This is a genomic window from Massilia sp. Masssp94 (genome assembly GCF_059491305.1).
In genome coordinates, this window is the sequence record NZ_CP168501.1 from 1,729,687 (window position 1) to 1,745,436 (window position 15,750).

The following is a 15,750-nucleotide window of genomic DNA, read 5'->3' on the forward strand; positions in this document are numbered from 1 at the left end:
TGCGTATTTATGCGGGGTGAAAACGAAATACACTAAGCGCCTTTATCAATGGGCACGCCATGGACATTCACACCCGCATTACCGCCGCGCTTCACATCGTCATCGGCGTGCTGGGCGCCGGCATGATGCTGATCTTCGCACTCGGCACCAACTGGATCGGCCACTTCATCGCCGACTCGGCCGGCAGCGACGGCGCCGTGGCGAACTTCTTCTTCGGCTTCGGCGCGGTAGTGGCGGGATTCTTCGCGCTGCTGCTGGCGGCGGAAGCCATCGCCGGGATCGCGCTGCTGAAAGGATCGCCGACGGGACGGGTGTTCACGATCATATTCAGCGTGCTCGGGCTGCTCAACTTCCCGTTCGGTACCGCGATCGGCGTCTATTCGCTCTGGGCGCTGCTGGGCAAGCGGCCGGCACAACCACCGCAACTCGAAGGGCGTCCGTGAAAAAAACGCTGCTCGTCCTGCTGCTGTCCGTTGGCCTGGCGTCCGCCGCACTCGCCGAGCCAACGTCGAAGAAATTCGTGTTCGGTAATTCGGACATCGTGTCCGTGAAGTCGGCCTATACCGGCCAGACCCACGAACTGATCATCGTCTACCCTGACAGCTACTGGAGCAATCCGAACAAGAAATATCCGGTCCTGTATTTCACGGACGGCTACTGGGACACGCCGCTGCTCGCCGGCGCCTACGGCAACCTGGTGTACGACAAGATGGCGCCGGAGTTCATCATGGTCGGCCTGTCGTACCCGGACGGCACGGACTACGGCAGCGCCCGCGTGCGCGATTACACCTATACGTCGATGTGGATGGCGCCCGGCTCGGGCAAAGGCGATCAATTCCTGAATTTCCTGGAAAAGGAAGTCGCGCCGCTGATCGGATCGAAGTACCACGGCGACAAGGACAACCGCACACTGGCCGGCGCCTCGCTGGGCGGCCTGTTCACGCTGGGCGCCGCCATGAAGACGCCGGACTTTTTCACGGGATATATCGCGCTGAGTCCCACGGTCGTCTGGGACGGCGGTGCCGTGTTCAAACTCGAGGAAGCGCTGGCCAGGCAGAACCGGCCCCTGAAGGCGCGCATGTTCATTTCCGTCGGCTCGATCGAACAGGCCCAGTATCGCGGCGCGATCGAGCAATTCGAAAAGCAGCTGGCATCGCACCAGTACCAGGGCTTGCAACTGCAGAGTGTGACGATCGAGGGAATGGGCCACGGCACCAGCAAGGCCGAAGGCTATATGCGCGGCTTGAAGTGGGTCTGGCAAAACCGCTAGTTCGCCGGCGCAACGTCGCAGTACTGGGGCTGCCCGAGCATCGACGACACCGTATGCGGCCCATTGCCGCCGCGGTGCGGGCGCGACTGGGCCATGCACGGCACCGGCGCGCCCGCCATCAGGCTCGCGGCAAGCATCAGGACGAGCGACGGGCGCGGGATCGCACGCATCATCGTCGGTTGTCAGGCGTCCTTGCCCAGTTCCGCGCCGAGCTCCCGCCCGCGCGCCGCCGCCGCCTTCATGGCCTCGACGATGGCCTGCTTGACGCCGGCCGCCTCCATGCTCGTGATGGCCGCATGCGTGGTGCCGCCCTTCGAGGTCACGCGCTGGCGCAGCACGTCGACGGGTTCGTCCGACTGCGCCGCCAGCTGGGCCGCGCCCGTGAACGTGGCCAGCGCGAGCGCCTTGCCCTGCTCCACCGACAGCCCCATTTCCGCAGCCGCCTGCTGCATCGCTTCGAGGAAGTAGAACACGTAGGCGGGGCCGCTGCCCGACACCGCCGTCACCGGATCGATCAGGCCTTCTTCATCGAGCCAGACGGTCTGGCCGACGGCGCGCATGATGCTGTCGGCGGCGTCCTTTTGCGCGGCGCCGACGCCGGCCATCGCCACCATGCCCGTGATGCCCTGCCCGATCAGTGCGGGCGTATTCGGCATCGTGCGCACGATGGCGCCGTAGCCGCCGAGCCAGCGCGACAGATCGGCGCCGCGGATGCCCGCCGCGATCGACAGCAGCAGCGGCTTGTTCGCGAGCTGCGACTGCAAGTGCACGGTCACGTCGCGCATCTGCTGCGGCTTCACCGCGAGCACGATGACGTCGCTGGCGGCGACGGCCGCGCCGATGTCCGGCGACGTCGTCACGCCGTATTGCGTGCGCAGGCGCTCGAGCGCGTCCGCGTTCGGGTCGACGACGTGGATGTCCGCCGCCTGCGCGACCTTGCCGGCCAGGCCGGCGATGAGGGCGGTGGCCATGTTGCCGCCGCCGATGAAACTGATTTTCATGAGAGTCCCGGGGTTAGGCGCGCGTGATGCGCGCTTTTTCATTCACTCATAATGGCGCGCGCCGAAAATCGCGCTGCCGATGCGTACGATGGTCGCGCCTTCCAGCACGGCCGATTGCAGGTCGCCGGACATGCCCATCGACAGCGTGTCGAGGTGGATACCGGCTTTGACGATGTCTTGCGCGAGCGCGCGCAGGCGTGCGAACGGGGCGCGTTGCAGGGCCGGGTCGGCCTGCGGTTCCGGGATCGCCATCAGCCCGCGCAGGCGCAGGTTCGGCAGCTGGACGACGGCCTTCGCCAGGTCCAGCAACTCCTCCGGCTTGACGCCACTTTTGGTGGCCTCGCCGCTGATGTTCACTTGCAGGCAGATGTCCAGCGGGCCCAGTTCGGCCGGGCGCTGTTCCGACAGCCGCTGCGCGATCTTTAAACGTTCGACCGTGTGCACCCACTGGAAGCTGGTCGCGATGGGCCGCGTCTTGTTGCTCTGGATCGGGCCGATGAAATGCCATTCCAGCATCAGGCCGGGTCGCGCTTTTGCCACAGCGGCGATCTTGTCGACGCCTTCCTGCACATAGTTTTCGCCGAACGCGCGCTGGCCCGCTTCGATCGCTTCCAGCACGGCTTCCGCCGGAAACGTCTTCGAAACGGCCAGCAACTGGACCGTCGAACGGGGCCGGTTCGCGGCCTCGCAAGCGGCCTGGATTGTCGCTTCGACAGCTTGCAAGTTGGCTGCGATTGTGGACATAATGGTTTTCTGTAGGAAATATTTTCAGACATACGTGTCGCAAAGGGGCCTCGAAAACCGTAGCGAGCGGAAGGAGTTTCGTTCGAGAAGCGCAGCCGTACTTACGGTACGGCGAGCATCGCAGGACGAAAATCCGACGCGCAGTAGGTTTGCGAGGCCCCACCACAGGATTATAAATGGACATCTCCGAACTGCTCGCTTTCTCGGTCAAGAACAAAGCCTCCGACCTGCACCTGTCGGCCGGCCTGCCGCCGATGATCCGCGTGCATGGCGACGTACGCCGCATCAACCTGCCGCCGCTGGAGCACAAGGACGTGCACGGCATGATCTATGACATCATGAACGACGGCCAGCGCAAGCAGTACGAAGAGATGCTGGAATGCGACTTCTCGTTCGCGATTCCCGGCCTCGCGCGCTTCCGCGTCAACGCGTACAACCAGGAACGGGGTGCGTCCGCCGTGCTGCGGACGATTCCGTCCAAGATCCTGTCGCTGGAAGAACTGAACGCGCCGAAGATCTTCGCCGACCTCGCATTGAAGCCGCGCGGCCTCGTGCTCGTGACGGGTCCGACGGGCTCCGGCAAGTCGACGACCCTCGCCGCGATGGTCAACCACCTGAACGAGAACGAGTACGGTCACATCCTCACCATCGAGGACCCGATCGAGTTCGTGCACGACTCGAAGAAGTGCCTGATCAACCAGCGCGAAGTCGGTCCGCACACGCTGTCGTTCAACAATGCGCTGCGCTCGGCGCTGCGCGAAGACCCGGACGCGATCCTCGTCGGCGAGCTGCGCGACCTGGAGACGATCCGCCTCGCACTGTCCGCCGCCGAGACGGGCCACCTCGTGTTCGGCACCCTGCACACGTCGTCGGCCGCGAAGACCATTGACCGTATCGTCGACGTGTTCCCGGCGGAGGAAAAGGAGATGGTGCGCGCGATGCTGTCGGAATCGCTGCAGGCCGTGATCTCGCAGACCCTGCTGAAAACGAAGGACGGCGCCGGCCGCGTGGCCGCGCACGAGATCATGATCGGCACGCCGGCCATCCGCAACCTGATCCGCGAAGCGAAGATCGCGCAGATGTATTCCGCGATCCAGACCGGCTCCAACGTCGGCATGCAGACGCTGGACCAGAACCTGACGGACCTCGTGCGCCGCAACGTGATCTCGTCCGCGGCCGCGCGCGCCGCCGCCAAGATCCCCGAAAACTTCCCAGGTTAAGGACAGCGCATGGAACGCGACCAGGCCTCCAAATTCATGTTCGACCTGCTGCGCCTGATGGTCAGCAAGGGCGGTTCCGACCTGTTCATCACGTCCGGGTTCCCGCCCGCGATGAAGATCGACGGCCGCATGACGCCCGTGTCCAGCCAGGCCCTCACGGCCTCGCACACGGCCGACCTGGCGCGCGCCATCATGAACGACAAGCAGGCCGCCGGCTTCGAGCTCTCGAAGGAAGCCAACTTCGCCATCAGCCCCGGCGACCTGGGACGTTTCCGTGTCTCCGCCTTCATGCAGATGGGCGCCGTGGGCATGGTGCTGCGCGTGATCACGACGACGATCCCGAAGTTCGAGGACCTCGACCTGCCGGAGGTGCTGAAGGACGTGATCATGACCAAGCGCGGCCTCGTGATCATGGTGGGCGCCACGGGTTCCGGCAAGTCGACGACGCTGGCGACGATGGTCGGCTACCGCAACGAAAACAGCTACGGCCACATCATCACGATCGAGGATCCCGTCGAATTCGTCCATCCGCACAAGAACTGCGTGATCACGCAGCGCGAGGTCGGCGTCGACACGGACAGCTTCGAGGCAGCGCTGAAGAACTCCCTGCGCCAGGCGCCGGACGTGATCCAGATCGGAGAAATCCGCGACCGCGAGACGATGGAACACGCGATCGCGTTCGCCGAAACGGGCCACCTGTGCCTCGCCACCCTGCACGCGAACAGCTCCAACCAGGCGCTGGACCGTATCATCAACTTCTTCCCCGAAGAGCGCCGCCAGCAGCTGCTGATGGACCTGTCGCTGAACATGAAGGGCCTGATCTCGCAGCGCCTCATTCCGAAGAAGGAAGCGAAGGGCCGCGTGGTCGCGATGGAGATCATGCTGAATTCGCCGCTGATCTCGGACCTGATCTTCAAGGGCGAGGTCCACGAGATCAAGGAGATCATGAAGAAGTCGCGCGAGCTGGGCATGCAGACCTTTGACCAGGCCCTGTTCGACCTGTACGAGGCGGACAAGATCACCTACGAGGATGCGCTGCGCAACGCGGACTCCGTGAACGACCTGCGCCTGAACATCAAGCTCAATAGCAAGCACGCGAAGAACCGCGATTTCTCCGCGGGCACCGAGACGCTCGGTCTCATCTGATCCGCTTCGGCTACAGCGCCGCCCAGCGCTGCACGAGACCGACGAGGTGCACCACCCCGTAGCCGAAGCAGATCACCGAACTCCACACGACGAACGGCGTGATCGCGCCGCCCCTGGCGAGAACGAGCGGCGCGAACGCCGCCCCGCGCACGAGATAGACGGCCGTGATGGCGACCAGCGCCGCCTTCAGGAACGGCAGCCCGCCAATGATGCCCGCCCCCGCCAGCGCATACGCGGACCACGTGAACAGCACGGCGGCGATCCCCAGCGTGACGAGGGTCGGATACCGGCGCCCTTGCGCGGCCGCCCGCGCGAACCGCTCGCCCGCGCCGAAGAAGCGGTACCACGCCGGACCGCCCGCGATGATGCCCAGGTGGAGCAACGCGGCGACGGCGCTGAGCAGCGCGCCGGCGGCCAGGGGAATGTTCACGGTGGACTGCATCGATGTCTCCTTTGCCTTACACTGTTGCCTTCGAATCAACCCAAGCATACAGGAGCCCACGATGAACGTGTTCGACTTCCAGGCCACCTCCCTCGACGGCAAGCCGGTCGACCTGGCCCAGTACCGCGGCAAGGTCCTCCTCATCGTCAACACCGCCAGCAAATGCGGCTTCACGCCGCAATACCAGGGCCTCGAGACCCTGTACCGCGAACTGCACGCGCGCGGCCTGGAAGTGCTGGGCTTCCCCTGCAACCAGTTCGGCAGCCAGGAGCCGGGCACGGAATCGGAGATCGGCGCGTTCTGCGAAAAGAACTACGGCGTGTCGTTCCCGCTGTTCGCCAAGGTCGACGTCAACGGCGATGCGGCGCACCCGCTGTGGAAATACCTGAAGAACGCGGCACCGGGCGTGCTGGGCACCGAGGGCATCAAGTGGAACTTCACCAAGTTCCTCGTCGGCCGCGACGGCACCGTGCTGCATCGCTACGCGCCGCAGACCAAGCCGGAAGAGATCGCGGGCGATATCGAGAAGGCGCTGCAGCCGTAAGCGCCAACGCTCAGCGGCGGTCGAACCAGGCCATGATGGCGTCGTACTCCTTCTGCACGTCCGCCATCGAGCCCCCTTCCGCCATCAGGTTGTGGCCCGCGCGCGGCAGGCGCCGGAACGTGACGTCGCGCCCGAGCGCGCGCAGGCGCGCGTACGCGACCTCGGTCGACAGGACCGGTACGCTGTCGTCGCGCATGCCGCTGGCCAGCCAGACCCGCGCCTTCGACTGGACCAGGTTCTCGCCGGGCGCCTGCGCGAAGAAGGAACTCCAGCGCAGATAGGTGTGCCCCCACGCGAATTTCACGCTGCTGCGCGGGTCCGCGTTGATGGCGTCGACGGTCGCGTCGATGTCGCGCAGGCGCGCGAGCGTGTCGTCGTCGTTCGTCCCCGCACGATAGGCGTTGGCGGCGAAGTCGAACAACTGGCTCGTGCCGGTGCCGCCGATCAGCGCCACGTGCGTCACCTCGGGCAACGCGCGCGCGAGGCCCGCTGCCATCACGGCGCCTTCCGACACGCCGAACACCAGCACGCGGCTGCCGTCGACCCACGGCAAGGCCAGCGCATGGCGCAGCGCGCCGCGCAGCGTGTCCAGCCAGCTGTCGTAGGAAAAGTTGGCGTTGAACGCGGCCGGACATCCCGTCGCCACGCCCGGCGGCGCTTGGGGCGGGGCCTCCGGCTGGTACGGCTTGTCGACCACCATCACGGCGTAGTCGCCCCGCTGCGCCAGCGGCACGAAATTGAAGACGGTCGAGTAACGGTTCGGCGTGCCCAGGCCGACGAACGGCGGCGTGCAGCCGGAACCCTGCACGAACAGCACGAGCGGCGCCTTGTGCGCGGGTTGCGAGATGACGTAGCGGATGGCGGGCGCGCCGTCGCGCTGCACCGTGAAGCGCGTGGCGGCGGCCTTGCCGAGTTCCAGCGGTTCCTGCTGCACTACGGGCGCGGCGTGGGCCGCCGAGGCGGCGAGCAGGATGCCGCCGAAGAATGCGAGTAAGCGTTTGTTCATGGACGCGATCATCCCACGAACGGCGCCCTCGCAGGCTATCGAAAAATCACTGCTTCGGCACGATCCGCACCGCCAGCCCGCCGCCCGGCGCCAGCCGCACGTCGAGTACGTCCTTCGCCGTCACGGTCCTCGTCTCCGTCACGAGATCGAACCGGTGCTCGTTGCGGTAATCGGCCTGCTCGCCGTCGCGGTAGATCTCGGCCACGTACCGCCTGCCCGGGTCGAGGAAGGCCAGCGGCACGGCCACCGTGCGCGCCATGCCGTCCGTGACGGCGCCCACGTACCAGGCGTCCGAACGGCGGTCCTTGCGCGCGATGGTCGCGTACTCGCCGACGGCGCCGTTCAGCACGCGCGTGTCGGCCCAGTCGGTCGGCACGTCGCGGATGAACTTGAAGGCGGCCGGATACTTCGCGTAGTTCTCCGGCAGGTCGGCCGCCATCGCGAGCGGCGAATAGATCACGACGTAGTTGGCGAGCTGCTTGGCCTGCGTCGAATTGAACGTCTTGCCGCCCGCGCCGACGAGGCTGGGCACGCCGGGCGTGTAATCCATCGGGCCGCTCAGCATGCGCGTGAACACGAGCTTCGCTTCATGGTCGGCGGCGTTCGGCGGCTCGCCCCACGCGTTGTACTCGACGCCCCGTGCGCCCTCGCGCGCGAGCCAGTTCGGGTAGGTGCGGCGCAGGCCCGTGTCCTTCACGGGTTCGTGCGTGTCGATGGCGATGCGGTAGCGCGCCGCCTCCGTCACGGCCTTCACGAAATGCCGCACGCCTTCCTGCGAATCGTAGTTCCCGTAGTGGACCTTGCCGTCCGGGCCGGGGAACTGCATCGTGCCCGCTTCGTGCACATAGCCCGACTTGACGCTGTCCACGCCCAGCTTCGCATACAGTTTATAGGCCGCATCCATCTGCTTTTCGTAGGCCGCGACGTTGCCGCCCGTCTCGTGGTGGCCGATCAGGCGCACGCCCTTCTGCTTCGCGTACGCGGCGAGCGCGGGCAGGTCGAAGTCGGGGTAAGGCTGCGTAAAACTGAAGTCCGCGCCGCCGTGGCCCCAGTCGCTTTCCCAGCCGCGGTTCCAGCCCTCCACCAGCACGCCGCGGAAGCCGTTCGCGGCCGCGAAGTCGATGTAGCGCTTGACGTTGGCCGTGTTCGCGGCATGCTTCGGCCCCGCGTTCCACGTTCCTTTGTTCAGGTGCATTTCCCACCACACGCCGACGAATTTCGACGGGTGGACCCACGACACGTCGCCCAGCTTGTTCGGCTCGTTCAGGTTCAGCTCGAGGTCCGACATGTACAGGCCAGGCGCATCGTCCGCGATGCGCAGGGTGCGCCACGGCGTCGTGAACGCGCCATGGCGCACGACGGCCGCCCCGGTCGTGGACGGCGCCAGCTGCGCGCGCAGCTTCTGGCCCGCGACCTTGCGCACCCACATCGTCGCGTAGTCGACCAGCGCCGCTTCGTGGAGGGCGATGTGCGTGCCGTCGTCCAGGCGCAGCGTCAGCGGCGTGTTGGCCGTACCGATCTCGGTCAAGGGCGCCTTCTCGACGATCTGCTCGAGGCCCGACAACTCGCCCGCCGGGATCCACCACGCCGTCGCGGGCCGGGCGACGACGAATTCCGTCAGCTCGTCCGTGATGGCGACGTCGCGCAGCTGCGGCTGGTCGGGGAATTCGTAGCGGAAACCGATGCCGTCGTCGTAGATGCGGAAGACGATGGCGAGCCGGCGGTTCGAGCGGTTCGTCTGCTCGACGTCGACGCGCAGCTCGCGGTAATGGTTGCGCACGTAGCGGCGCTCGCCCCACGGCTGTTCCCATGTGTCGTCATGCTCGCTGACGCGCTTGTCCTTCACCGTGAAACCGTCGTCCATCTTGGGCGCATTGGCGAGGTTGAAGCCGAGATGCGACGGGGCGATGATCTCCTTGCCCTTGCGCTTGATGTCGTAGGCCAGCTTGCCCATGTTGTCGAGCTGGACGTCGACCGTCAGCACGCCGCCCGGCGAGCTGGCCGTGGCCACGACGGTTTGCGCCCAGACGGCCGGCGCCGCCATGTAGCTTGTAAACATCGCGGCAAGCGCGAGCAGACGGAGACGCATCTTTACACTCCCGAATAGCCGGACGACGCAGCGATCCGGCTGGATGATGGAAGTGTAATATTACTACACGAACGCCGCCACGATGTCCGCAAGTTGTTGCCTGACCCAAACATGGGCGGGGTCGCCGTGGCAGCGCTCATGCCAGATCATGGCCGGCGAGAAAGGGGCGACCTCCAGCGGCACATCCAGGAGCGCAATCGGGAGCTTGTCCGCCAGCCGGCGCGCGAGGCGGCCCGGCAGCGTGAGGATCATGTCGCTGTCCGCCACCAGCAGCGCAGCGGCGATGAAATGGGGGACGCGCAGCGCGACGCGGCGCGTGAGGCCCAGTGCGGAGAGCGCGGCGTCGACCGCACTTTCACCCAGCCCGGAAATGGTCACGGTCACGTGGCGCAGCGCCACATACTGTTCCAGGCCGAGTCCCCGCGTCACGCCGGGGTGGCCGGACCGCACTACGCATACGAAGCGGTCGGTGTACAGCCCGCGTCGATAAAGACTACCCGGCAGGCTGTCGAACGTACCCATGGCCAGATCCGCCATCCCCTGCTCGACGAGCCGCATATTGTCCCCGGCAGGTTGTGCGATGTGCAGACTTAATCCGGGCGCCTGTCGTTCAAAACGGGCGATCAATTCACCCAGGATCACCAGGCTCAGGTGATCGTGCGCGGCAATCGTGATCCGCCCCGTTGCGGCGGCCGGATCGAAGACGGCAGGCGCGACGATGCCCCGGGCGTCGTCCAGCAACCGGGTCACCCGGCCTGCCAAGGCCTCGCCGCGCGGCGTCAATTCGAGACCGGACGTGCCGCGGACGACGAGGCGATCGCCCAGCATCGTACGCAGTCGTCCCAGTGCGCGGCTGGCGGCCGGTTGACTCAGGCCCAGCCGGAGGCCCGCCCGGGTGACGCTGCGCTCCCGGACGAGTGCTTCGAACAGTTTCAACAGGTTGAGGTCGGCCCCGGACAAATCCACTTGGCGCATTTTCACTATGCCTTTCATGTCATTGATGCATGTCCCGCAATCATGCACGCTTCCGGTTCAACTTCACAGGAGATTTCCATGACTGCAGCCCCCTCTCTTCCTTACGCCGTGTCCGGCGTGACCGGCCGCACCGGTGCCGCCGCGGCCGATGCGCTGTTGCGCGCCGGCCAGTTTGTCCGCGTCATCGTGCGCGACCCGGCCCAGGGTCGCCACTGGGCTGAACGCGGTGCGGAGGTCGCGATCGCCGACCTGACGGATCTGGTCTCGCTGACCAGGGCGCTCAGTGGCGTCCGCGGCGCCTACGTCGTCAGTCCTCAACAATACGGCCGCGACGACCTGTTCGAGCACGCCGACCTGATTGCCGCCACCACGGCGCGCGCGGCGGCGGCGGCGCGCGTGCCCAGGCTCGTGGCCCTGTCCTCGGTGGGCGCCGACCGCGAGAACGGCACGGGCTGGATCGGCATGAACCGGATGTTCGAGCAGCGCCTGGGCGAATCCGGCGTGCCGGCCGCCTTCCTGCGCGCGGCCTATTTCATGGAAAACTGGATGCCCATGGTCGGCCAGGCCGTGCGCAGCGGCACCCTGCCGACGTTCCTGGCACCGCCGCAGCGCGCCATCCCGATGGTGGCCACCGCGGACGTCGGCAACGCCGCGGCCGCCTTGCTGCAGGAAGCATGGCCGGGCCACCGCATCGTCACGCTCGCGGGGCCCGCGGACTACGCCCCGATCGACGTCGCCGCCAGCGTTGCGGCCACGCTCGGGAAGCCGGTCGACGTGGTGGTCCTGCCGGACGCTCAGTGGCCCGACGCGCTGGCCGATGCGGGCTTTTCGCCGGCAGCACTCGCCGGTTTCACGGAAATGACGCGGGGCCTCAATGGCCCGCATATCGACATCAGGAGCGATCCCGACGCCGTCGAATGGGCGGGGGCCACGCCGCTGCAGCACGTCATCACCGGGCTGGCAACGCGCTAGAATAAGGCATGGACCAGCCCTACATCCCGATCAATTGCGAGCGCCATGACGAACTGCTGGCGCTGGCCACCTTGCGCCGCCCGTGCACGCTGGACGTGGAACGTCCCGATGGCACGCTCGACAACCTGGCGGGCGTGATCGAGGATGTCTACGCCGACACCGGCGTCGAATACCTGCGGCTGCGTGGCGGCCCGACCGTGCGGCTCGATCGGATTCGTGCACTGAACGGCCGCCCCTTTCCATGACCAGAGACTATCCCTCCGCAGCAAGGGATCTTTTTTCGAGATGGCGCGCCAGCAGTCCGGATTTTCAGGACCACTTCGTCGAGGACGGTATCGTCGATCCGGCCCGGTGGCTCCAGGCCGGCACGCAGATTCTTTTCGTACTCCGAGAAACCAACGGCTACCGCGGCAACATCGCAGCGCTGATTCATAAAGCGTGCACGACACATCCATCCAGCAAGCTATGGGATCGCCCGACCTTCCACAATGTCGGGCGTTGGGCACATGGACTCGTCCACGCCGCGGAGGCCAGTTTTCCGACCTTCGAGGACGCGCACAAGAACAGGAAGACTGCACTACTCGCATGCGCGTTCATCAATTTAAAAAAGACAATGGGAGGTGCCAGAGCGACCAACGCTGTGGAGCACGCCGCCGCACGCGATGCCATCTTCCTGCGCGAACAGATCGAGTTGATCGATCCCCGGATCGTCGTGTGCGGTGGGACCTATCGAGCGATCAAACAACACGTTTATCCTGCAATCCGACGCGTCGGCCCACGCGTGCACGAGGCAGGCGGACGGATCTTCATCAACGCCAATCATCCGTCGTACTTGAAGAAAACTGTGGAAATGTATGATGATGTGGTGGGAAACTATCAGCGGTATCAGGCTACATCGAAGACGATGACAGTCTGAAAGATGCACCGGTCATCCTAACCAAGCCACGTTCAACCCCAGCCCCCGCACCAGTGCCGCCGCCTGCCGCGTGGAGATCGGCGCGACAGCTCCGCGCCGCTCAGCGGTAACAGTGGTGCGGGACATGAGATCAGTGCGTCTCGACACGCGCCGACGCGTGGATCGTGCAACCGCGGTGCACGTTTATTTATGATCGCCGGGCCATCGCGATCTCGCCTCATAAATCCCGTACGGCCGTATTACACCGCTGTAGCTGCGACATGCCAGCGCTGTTGATCTTTCCCCTTTGATGTACTGACGATCACCAACGTTGCTGATAGGAGGCCAAGCCAGAATGCATCACTTGCTCAATCGACAACGGAGGCATCATGGCAGTGGACGCTTATCTTCATATCGAAGGCATCAAGGGTGAGTCCCAGGACTCAGCCCACAAAGACTGGATTGAGTGCTTGAATGTGCACTTCGGTGTAGATCAACCACGGAGCCCCGTGACCTCGACCAGCGGCGGCCATACATCGGCTCGTGCCGATTTCGATGATGTCGTAGTCGCCAAGCTGGCCGACCTTTCTACACCGCTCCTGCTGCAACACTGCGCCATGGGGAAAACTATCCCAAAAGCAAAGTTCGAGTTCTTCCGGGCCGACAGTAACGGCGAGCGGGTCAAGTATTTCGAGATGAACCTCGAACATGTGTTAATCGGTTCCATCAAGCCGGGACTGACGGCGACAGGCGGGATGCAGGAACACTTTCAACTGAAATTCGCCAAGATGACCTGGAAGTACACGCAACAAAAAATCTCTGGCGGTGCCGGTGGGTCGACTGCGGGAGGCTGGGACTTGTCGGCCAATAAGGTCGTTGCATAGCGCACAGCACAACCGGGAGCCATCCAATGTCGGACTTCTACAAATATTTCAAAGAGAACATGGATGCGCTCAATTTACCTGCGCCCGAAAATCTCTATGGATCGGTTGCAACCGCGCAGGCCAGCATATCCGGCATGCTCGCCTATATCGACAAGTACGGGACCAAAGTAACCGTTCTGGAGATGATCGGTGCAGGAACGAACCTGGAACGCCTTGCCACTGTGGCCGCAGTTCAGGCAGCGTACTACATAGGGGCGGCAATAGGCAGCTTGGCAGTAGCAACGGGCCGAACGCTGGCGGGTGGCACGTCGTTGAGCGACGTGCTGTTCGAGGCGTCCCGCTGGAATTTGAAACGGGATTGGCTGTTGCCGCTTCTCCATCGCAATCCGGGCATCTACGACGCAAGCGTAGCGGGGCGAAAGTACCACAAGCTCTACGAGAACTTCAAATGAAAGACTCGCTATTATTGCTCGCTACAGGGCTGGGTCTGGCCCTGACCTCATGGGCATTCTGGAAGTTCGGCAGCAATGATGCCCTATCCGTGTTTGCGACTGTCGGGTTCGTGTGCGCAGTGGCAGACAATGTGAAGCTTCGCCGTCAGTTACGGGAAACGCGAGCGAAAGGTTGAGGCCCTGTAATGAGTTGATGGTACGGGTGCCGGATCCGCGACAACGTCCGCTTATGCTTCCGCGCTAAGCCACGTGTAATCCCAGCCCCCGCACCAGCTCCGCCGCCTGCCGCGTGGAGATCGTCGCGCCCGCAAACTGCTTCGCATTCGACAGCTTCAGGCCACCCAGATCCGCCTCGCGCAGATCGGCCGCATCGAAGCGCGTGTCCTTGATGTGGGCCTCGCGCAGGCTGCAGCCTTCTTCGAACACGGCCTCGCGGAAATCGCAGCCCGACAGATCGGCATCGGCGAAATCCAGCCCGCGCAGCACCGCCTTGCGGAACGACATCCGGCGCAGGTCGGCGCCGACCAGCAGGCAGTCTTCGAACGAGAGACCCAGCTGGCTCACCTCCTCGAAGCGCGCGCCCGTCAGCTTGCAGCTGCGGAACGCGACCGATGCCAGCTTGGTGCGGCGCCATCCGGCGTTGTTCAAGTCGCAGCCGTCGAACTTCGCATCGACCAGGTCGGCCGATTCGAAATCCGCATGGCCGCCGCGGCAGCGCTGCCAGCGCGTGCGCGCCAGGTTCGCGGCATAGAACGACGTCTCGGATACGGCACAGCGGATGAATGCGCAATCCTGCAGGTTCAGGCGCGACAGGTCCGCCCCGGCGAGGTCGCAGTCTTCGAGGACGAGCAGCGTGTCTTCCGCCAGCAGCGCGTCGATGCGTGCGCGGTCGACCTGCTCGCCGCCCAGGGTAACGGTGGTCCGGGACATGGAATCAGCGCGTCTCGACACGCGCCGACACGTGGATCGTGCAGCCGCGGTGCACGTTTTCCAGGAAGCGCAGCGCTTCCTCCTGGCGGCACGAGGACGGCAGCATGCGGCCCAGCGATTCGTCGCCGGCGATACGGTCGACGCCGTACGCGATCGCGCGCGAGATGTCGCGGGCCTCGCGGCCGTCGCTGTTGTACAAGGCGTCGTACACGCCGACCTCTTCCCACAGCGGGACGTAGCCGGGACTGATGCTGTCCTGGAAGGCGACGGACGGCGCCGCATCCTCGTCCTGGGATATCAGCCGAAACACGAAACTCACCGGGTCCTCCATCGATCACTGAAACAGGGCGCCGATGCTACCACGGCCCGCCTTTTTCAGTCGGCCGCCGTCCCGGTCGCGTGGAGAAACGCGTCGGCCAGCGTCGCTTTCGTGACGACGCCGGCGAGGTTCACGCCGAGATGCACGATGGTCTGGGCGATCTGCGGCCGGATGCCGCTGAGGATGCAGTCGGCGCCCATCAGGCGGGCCGCCGCGATGGTCTTCATCAGGTGTTGCGCGACCATCGTGTCCACGGTGGGGACGCCCGTGATGTCGATGATGGCCGTATGGACGTGGGTCGCGGCGATCCGGTCGAGCAGGCTTTCCATCACGACTTGCGCGCGGACGCTGTCGAGCGTGCCGATCAGGGGCAGGGCCAGCACGCCCTCCCACAGGCTGATGACCGGCGTCGACAGCTCCAGCAATTCCCGTTGCTGGCGCGCGATGATCTGCTCGCGGCTGCGCTGGAAGGCGTCGAGCGCATACATGCCCATCTGGTCCACCCACGTGTCGACGGCCCGCAGCGCCGCGGGCGCGGCAGCGTGGTGCGTCCGCAGCAGGTCGGCCAGCGGCTGCTTGACCGCGAACACGAAGGCCACGGCCGCGGCCGCCGTCGAGCCGCGGCCGGCCCGGGCCGTCGTGATGTCGTCGAGCGTGTCGCGCATGGCGCGCCAGGCGCGGCCTTCGATGTTGCCGGCCTGCGGATCGTCGACCGCCTCGGCGAAGGCCTGCAGGAAGCGCTCGCAGTGCGCAGGGACGGACGGCGCGCCGGCGCGTTCCAGCCACGCGGCGCACAACGCCGCCTGGTGGTCGCGCACCAACTGGCCGAGATGGACGGCATGGGATTGGGGAATCATCGGT

The 15,750-nt window shown here is 65.3% G+C and carries 20 protein-coding genes; 10 read left to right on the forward strand and 10 right to left on the reverse strand.

The genetic code is table 11. The features are described from left to right. Positions 1–59 precede the first annotated feature (59 nt). Both ACEN9G_RS07535 and ACEN9G_RS07540 read left to right on the forward strand, forming a co-directional pair. Positions 60–443, forward strand: coding sequence for a hypothetical protein (locus ACEN9G_RS07535; protein WP_413337119.1), 384 nt, complete (start codon positions 60–62; stop codon positions 441–443). Beyond that, positions 440–1,270 (forward strand): alpha/beta hydrolase, encoded by an 831-nt coding sequence (locus tag ACEN9G_RS07540; RefSeq protein ID WP_413337118.1) that lies wholly within the window; start codon positions 440–442, stop codon positions 1,268–1,270. Before ACEN9G_RS07535 ends, ACEN9G_RS07540 begins: the two co-directional genes overlap by 4 nt. Here the strand turns inward: ACEN9G_RS07540 and ACEN9G_RS07545 are convergent. Genes ACEN9G_RS07545 through ACEN9G_RS07555 form a run of 3 tightly spaced genes read right to left on the reverse strand, consistent with a single transcriptional unit; the run spans position 1,267 to position 3,015 of the window. Then, entirely contained in the window at positions 1,267–1,443 is a 177-nt protein-coding gene (locus ACEN9G_RS07545) for a hypothetical protein (RefSeq protein WP_413337117.1), read from the reverse strand. The genes ACEN9G_RS07540 and ACEN9G_RS07545 overlap by 4 nt on opposite strands. Positions 1,444–1,452: 9 nt before the next feature. Next, complete coding sequence (gene proC / locus ACEN9G_RS07550; protein ID WP_413337116.1) at positions 1,453–2,271, reverse strand: pyrroline-5-carboxylate reductase; 819 nt, start codon at positions 2,269–2,271, stop codon at positions 1,453–1,455. Positions 2,272–2,313: 42 nt separating this feature from the next. Further along, the gene (locus ACEN9G_RS07555) at positions 2,314–3,015 is read right to left on the reverse strand and encodes a YggS family pyridoxal phosphate-dependent enzyme (protein WP_413337115.1); all 702 of its coding nucleotides are present in this window, start codon (positions 3,013–3,015) and stop codon (positions 2,314–2,316) included. 176 nt (positions 3,016–3,191) lie between these two features. Here ACEN9G_RS07555 and ACEN9G_RS07560 point away from each other — a divergent pair, with 176 nt between their 5' ends. Together ACEN9G_RS07560 and ACEN9G_RS07565 are read left to right on the forward strand one after the other, a co-directional pair. Beyond that, the gene (locus ACEN9G_RS07560; RefSeq protein ID WP_056122528.1) at positions 3,192–4,235 is read left to right on the forward strand and encodes a type IV pilus twitching motility protein PilT; all 1,044 of its coding nucleotides are present in this window, start codon (positions 3,192–3,194) and stop codon (positions 4,233–4,235) included. Between the two features lie 9 nt (positions 4,236–4,244). Next, positions 4,245–5,381, forward strand: coding sequence for a PilT/PilU family type 4a pilus ATPase (locus ACEN9G_RS07565; RefSeq protein WP_413337114.1), 1,137 nt, complete (start codon positions 4,245–4,247; stop codon positions 5,379–5,381). Positions 5,382–5,391: 10 nt separating this feature from the next. Here ACEN9G_RS07565 and ACEN9G_RS07570 read toward each other — a convergent pair whose 3' ends face one another. After that, positions 5,392–5,823, reverse strand: coding sequence for a hypothetical protein (locus ACEN9G_RS07570; RefSeq protein WP_413337113.1), 432 nt, complete (start codon positions 5,821–5,823; stop codon positions 5,392–5,394). Positions 5,824–5,884: 61 nt separating this feature from the next. Between ACEN9G_RS07570 and ACEN9G_RS07575 the strand changes: the two genes are divergently transcribed. Beyond that, a complete protein-coding gene (locus ACEN9G_RS07575; protein WP_413337112.1) occupies positions 5,885–6,367 on the forward strand; it encodes a glutathione peroxidase in 483 nt (160 codons plus the stop codon). A gap of 10 nt (positions 6,368–6,377) precedes the next feature. Here the strand turns inward: ACEN9G_RS07575 and ACEN9G_RS07580 are convergent, their stop codons facing one another. The 3 genes from ACEN9G_RS07580 to ACEN9G_RS07590 form a co-directional block, all read right to left on the reverse strand. Beyond that, entirely contained in the window at positions 6,378–7,373 is a 996-nt protein-coding gene (locus tag ACEN9G_RS07580; RefSeq protein ID WP_413337111.1) for an alpha/beta hydrolase family protein, read from the reverse strand. A 46-nt stretch (positions 7,374–7,419) separates the two neighbouring features. Next, positions 7,420–9,462 (reverse strand): glycoside hydrolase family 97 protein, encoded by a 2,043-nt coding sequence (locus tag ACEN9G_RS07585; protein WP_413337110.1) that lies wholly within the window; start codon positions 9,460–9,462, stop codon positions 7,420–7,422. Positions 9,463–9,525: 63 nt separating this feature from the next. Next, a complete protein-coding gene (locus ACEN9G_RS07590) occupies positions 9,526–10,455 on the reverse strand; it encodes a LysR family transcriptional regulator (RefSeq protein WP_413337109.1) in 930 nt (309 codons plus the stop codon). A 60-nt stretch (positions 10,456–10,515) separates the two neighbouring features. Here ACEN9G_RS07590 and ACEN9G_RS07595 point away from each other — a divergent pair, with 60 nt between their 5' ends. The 5 genes from ACEN9G_RS07595 to ACEN9G_RS07615 all read left to right on the forward strand — a co-directional run bounded on the left by ACEN9G_RS07595 (position 10,516) and on the right by ACEN9G_RS07615 (position 13,640). Continuing rightward, complete coding sequence (locus ACEN9G_RS07595; protein WP_413337108.1) at positions 10,516–11,409, forward strand: NmrA family NAD(P)-binding protein; 894 nt, start codon at positions 10,516–10,518, stop codon at positions 11,407–11,409. 8 nt (positions 11,410–11,417) lie between these two features. Next, positions 11,418–11,654 (forward strand): hypothetical protein, encoded by a 237-nt coding sequence (locus tag ACEN9G_RS07600; RefSeq protein ID WP_413337107.1) that lies wholly within the window; start codon positions 11,418–11,420, stop codon positions 11,652–11,654. Further along, entirely contained in the window at positions 11,651–12,325 is a 675-nt protein-coding gene (locus tag ACEN9G_RS07605) for a uracil-DNA glycosylase family protein (RefSeq protein ID WP_413337106.1), read from the forward strand. Before ACEN9G_RS07600 ends, ACEN9G_RS07605 begins: the two co-directional genes overlap by 4 nt. 368 nt (positions 12,326–12,693) lie before the next feature. Then, positions 12,694–13,188, forward strand: coding sequence for an Hcp family type VI secretion system effector (locus ACEN9G_RS07610; protein WP_413337105.1), 495 nt, complete (start codon positions 12,694–12,696; stop codon positions 13,186–13,188). A 26-nt stretch (positions 13,189–13,214) separates the two neighbouring features. After that, the gene (locus ACEN9G_RS07615) at positions 13,215–13,640 is read left to right on the forward strand and encodes a hypothetical protein (protein WP_413337104.1); all 426 of its coding nucleotides are present in this window, start codon (positions 13,215–13,217) and stop codon (positions 13,638–13,640) included. A gap of 240 nt (positions 13,641–13,880) precedes the next feature. Here ACEN9G_RS07615 and ACEN9G_RS07620 read toward each other — a convergent pair whose 3' ends face one another. The 3 genes from ACEN9G_RS07620 to ACEN9G_RS07630 are packed head-to-tail and all read right to left on the reverse strand — an operon-like array spanning position 13,881 to position 15,746. Then, positions 13,881–14,570: a pentapeptide repeat-containing protein gene (locus tag ACEN9G_RS07620; protein ID WP_413337103.1), complete on the reverse strand. Its 690-nt coding sequence runs from the start codon at positions 14,568–14,570 to the stop codon at positions 13,881–13,883. A gap of 4 nt (positions 14,571–14,574) precedes the next feature. Next, positions 14,575–14,889, reverse strand: a complete 315-nt coding sequence (locus ACEN9G_RS07625; RefSeq protein WP_413337102.1) for a hypothetical protein — start codon at positions 14,887–14,889, stop codon at positions 14,575–14,577. A 56-nt stretch (positions 14,890–14,945) separates the two neighbouring features. Next, positions 14,946–15,746 (reverse strand): STAS domain-containing protein, encoded by an 801-nt coding sequence (locus ACEN9G_RS07630; protein WP_440964438.1) that lies wholly within the window; start codon positions 15,744–15,746, stop codon positions 14,946–14,948. Positions 15,747–15,750: the final 4 nt, after the last annotated feature.

Bases quoted from the DNA above. Each gene is read 5' to 3' on its own strand.
- ACEN9G_RS07585 (WP_413337110.1), bottom strand. From the start codon at position 9,462: ATGCGTCTCCGTCTGCTCGCGCTTGCCGCGATGTTTACAAGCTACATG.
- ACEN9G_RS07575 (WP_413337112.1), top strand. From the start codon at position 5,885: ATGAACGTGTTCGACTTCCAGGCCACCTCCCTCGACGGCAAGCCGGTC.
- ACEN9G_RS07620 (WP_413337103.1), bottom strand. From the start codon at position 14,570: ATGTCCCGGACCACCGTTACCCTGGGCGGCGAGCAGGTCGACCGCGCA.
- ACEN9G_RS07630 (WP_440964438.1), bottom strand. From the start codon at position 15,746: ATGATTCCCCAATCCCATGCCGTCCATCTCGGCCAGTTGGTGCGCGAC.
- ACEN9G_RS07545 (WP_413337117.1), bottom strand. From the start codon at position 1,443: ATGATGCGTGCGATCCCGCGCCCGTCGCTCGTCCTGATGCTTGCCGCG.
- ACEN9G_RS07595 (WP_413337108.1), top strand. From the start codon at position 10,516: ATGACTGCAGCCCCCTCTCTTCCTTACGCCGTGTCCGGCGTGACCGGC.
- proC (WP_413337116.1), bottom strand. From the start codon at position 2,271: ATGAAAATCAGTTTCATCGGCGGCGGCAACATGGCCACCGCCCTCATC.
- ACEN9G_RS07600 (WP_413337107.1), top strand. From the start codon at position 11,418: ATGGACCAGCCCTACATCCCGATCAATTGCGAGCGCCATGACGAACTG.
- ACEN9G_RS07560 (WP_056122528.1), top strand. From the start codon at position 3,192: ATGGACATCTCCGAACTGCTCGCTTTCTCGGTCAAGAACAAAGCCTCC.
- ACEN9G_RS07535 (WP_413337119.1), top strand. From the start codon at position 60: ATGGACATTCACACCCGCATTACCGCCGCGCTTCACATCGTCATCGGC.
- ACEN9G_RS07590 (WP_413337109.1), bottom strand. From the start codon at position 10,455: ATGAAAGGCATAGTGAAAATGCGCCAAGTGGATTTGTCCGGGGCCGAC.
- ACEN9G_RS07605 (WP_413337106.1), top strand. From the start codon at position 11,651: ATGACCAGAGACTATCCCTCCGCAGCAAGGGATCTTTTTTCGAGATGG.
- ACEN9G_RS07610 (WP_413337105.1), top strand. From the start codon at position 12,694: ATGGCAGTGGACGCTTATCTTCATATCGAAGGCATCAAGGGTGAGTCC.
- ACEN9G_RS07570 (WP_413337113.1), bottom strand. From the start codon at position 5,823: ATGCAGTCCACCGTGAACATTCCCCTGGCCGCCGGCGCGCTGCTCAGC.
- ACEN9G_RS07565 (WP_413337114.1), top strand. From the start codon at position 4,245: ATGGAACGCGACCAGGCCTCCAAATTCATGTTCGACCTGCTGCGCCTG.
- ACEN9G_RS07615 (WP_413337104.1), top strand. From the start codon at position 13,215: ATGTCGGACTTCTACAAATATTTCAAAGAGAACATGGATGCGCTCAAT.
- ACEN9G_RS07580 (WP_413337111.1), bottom strand. From the start codon at position 7,373: ATGAACAAACGCTTACTCGCATTCTTCGGCGGCATCCTGCTCGCCGCC.
- ACEN9G_RS07555 (WP_413337115.1), bottom strand. From the start codon at position 3,015: ATGTCCACAATCGCAGCCAACTTGCAAGCTGTCGAAGCGACAATCCAG.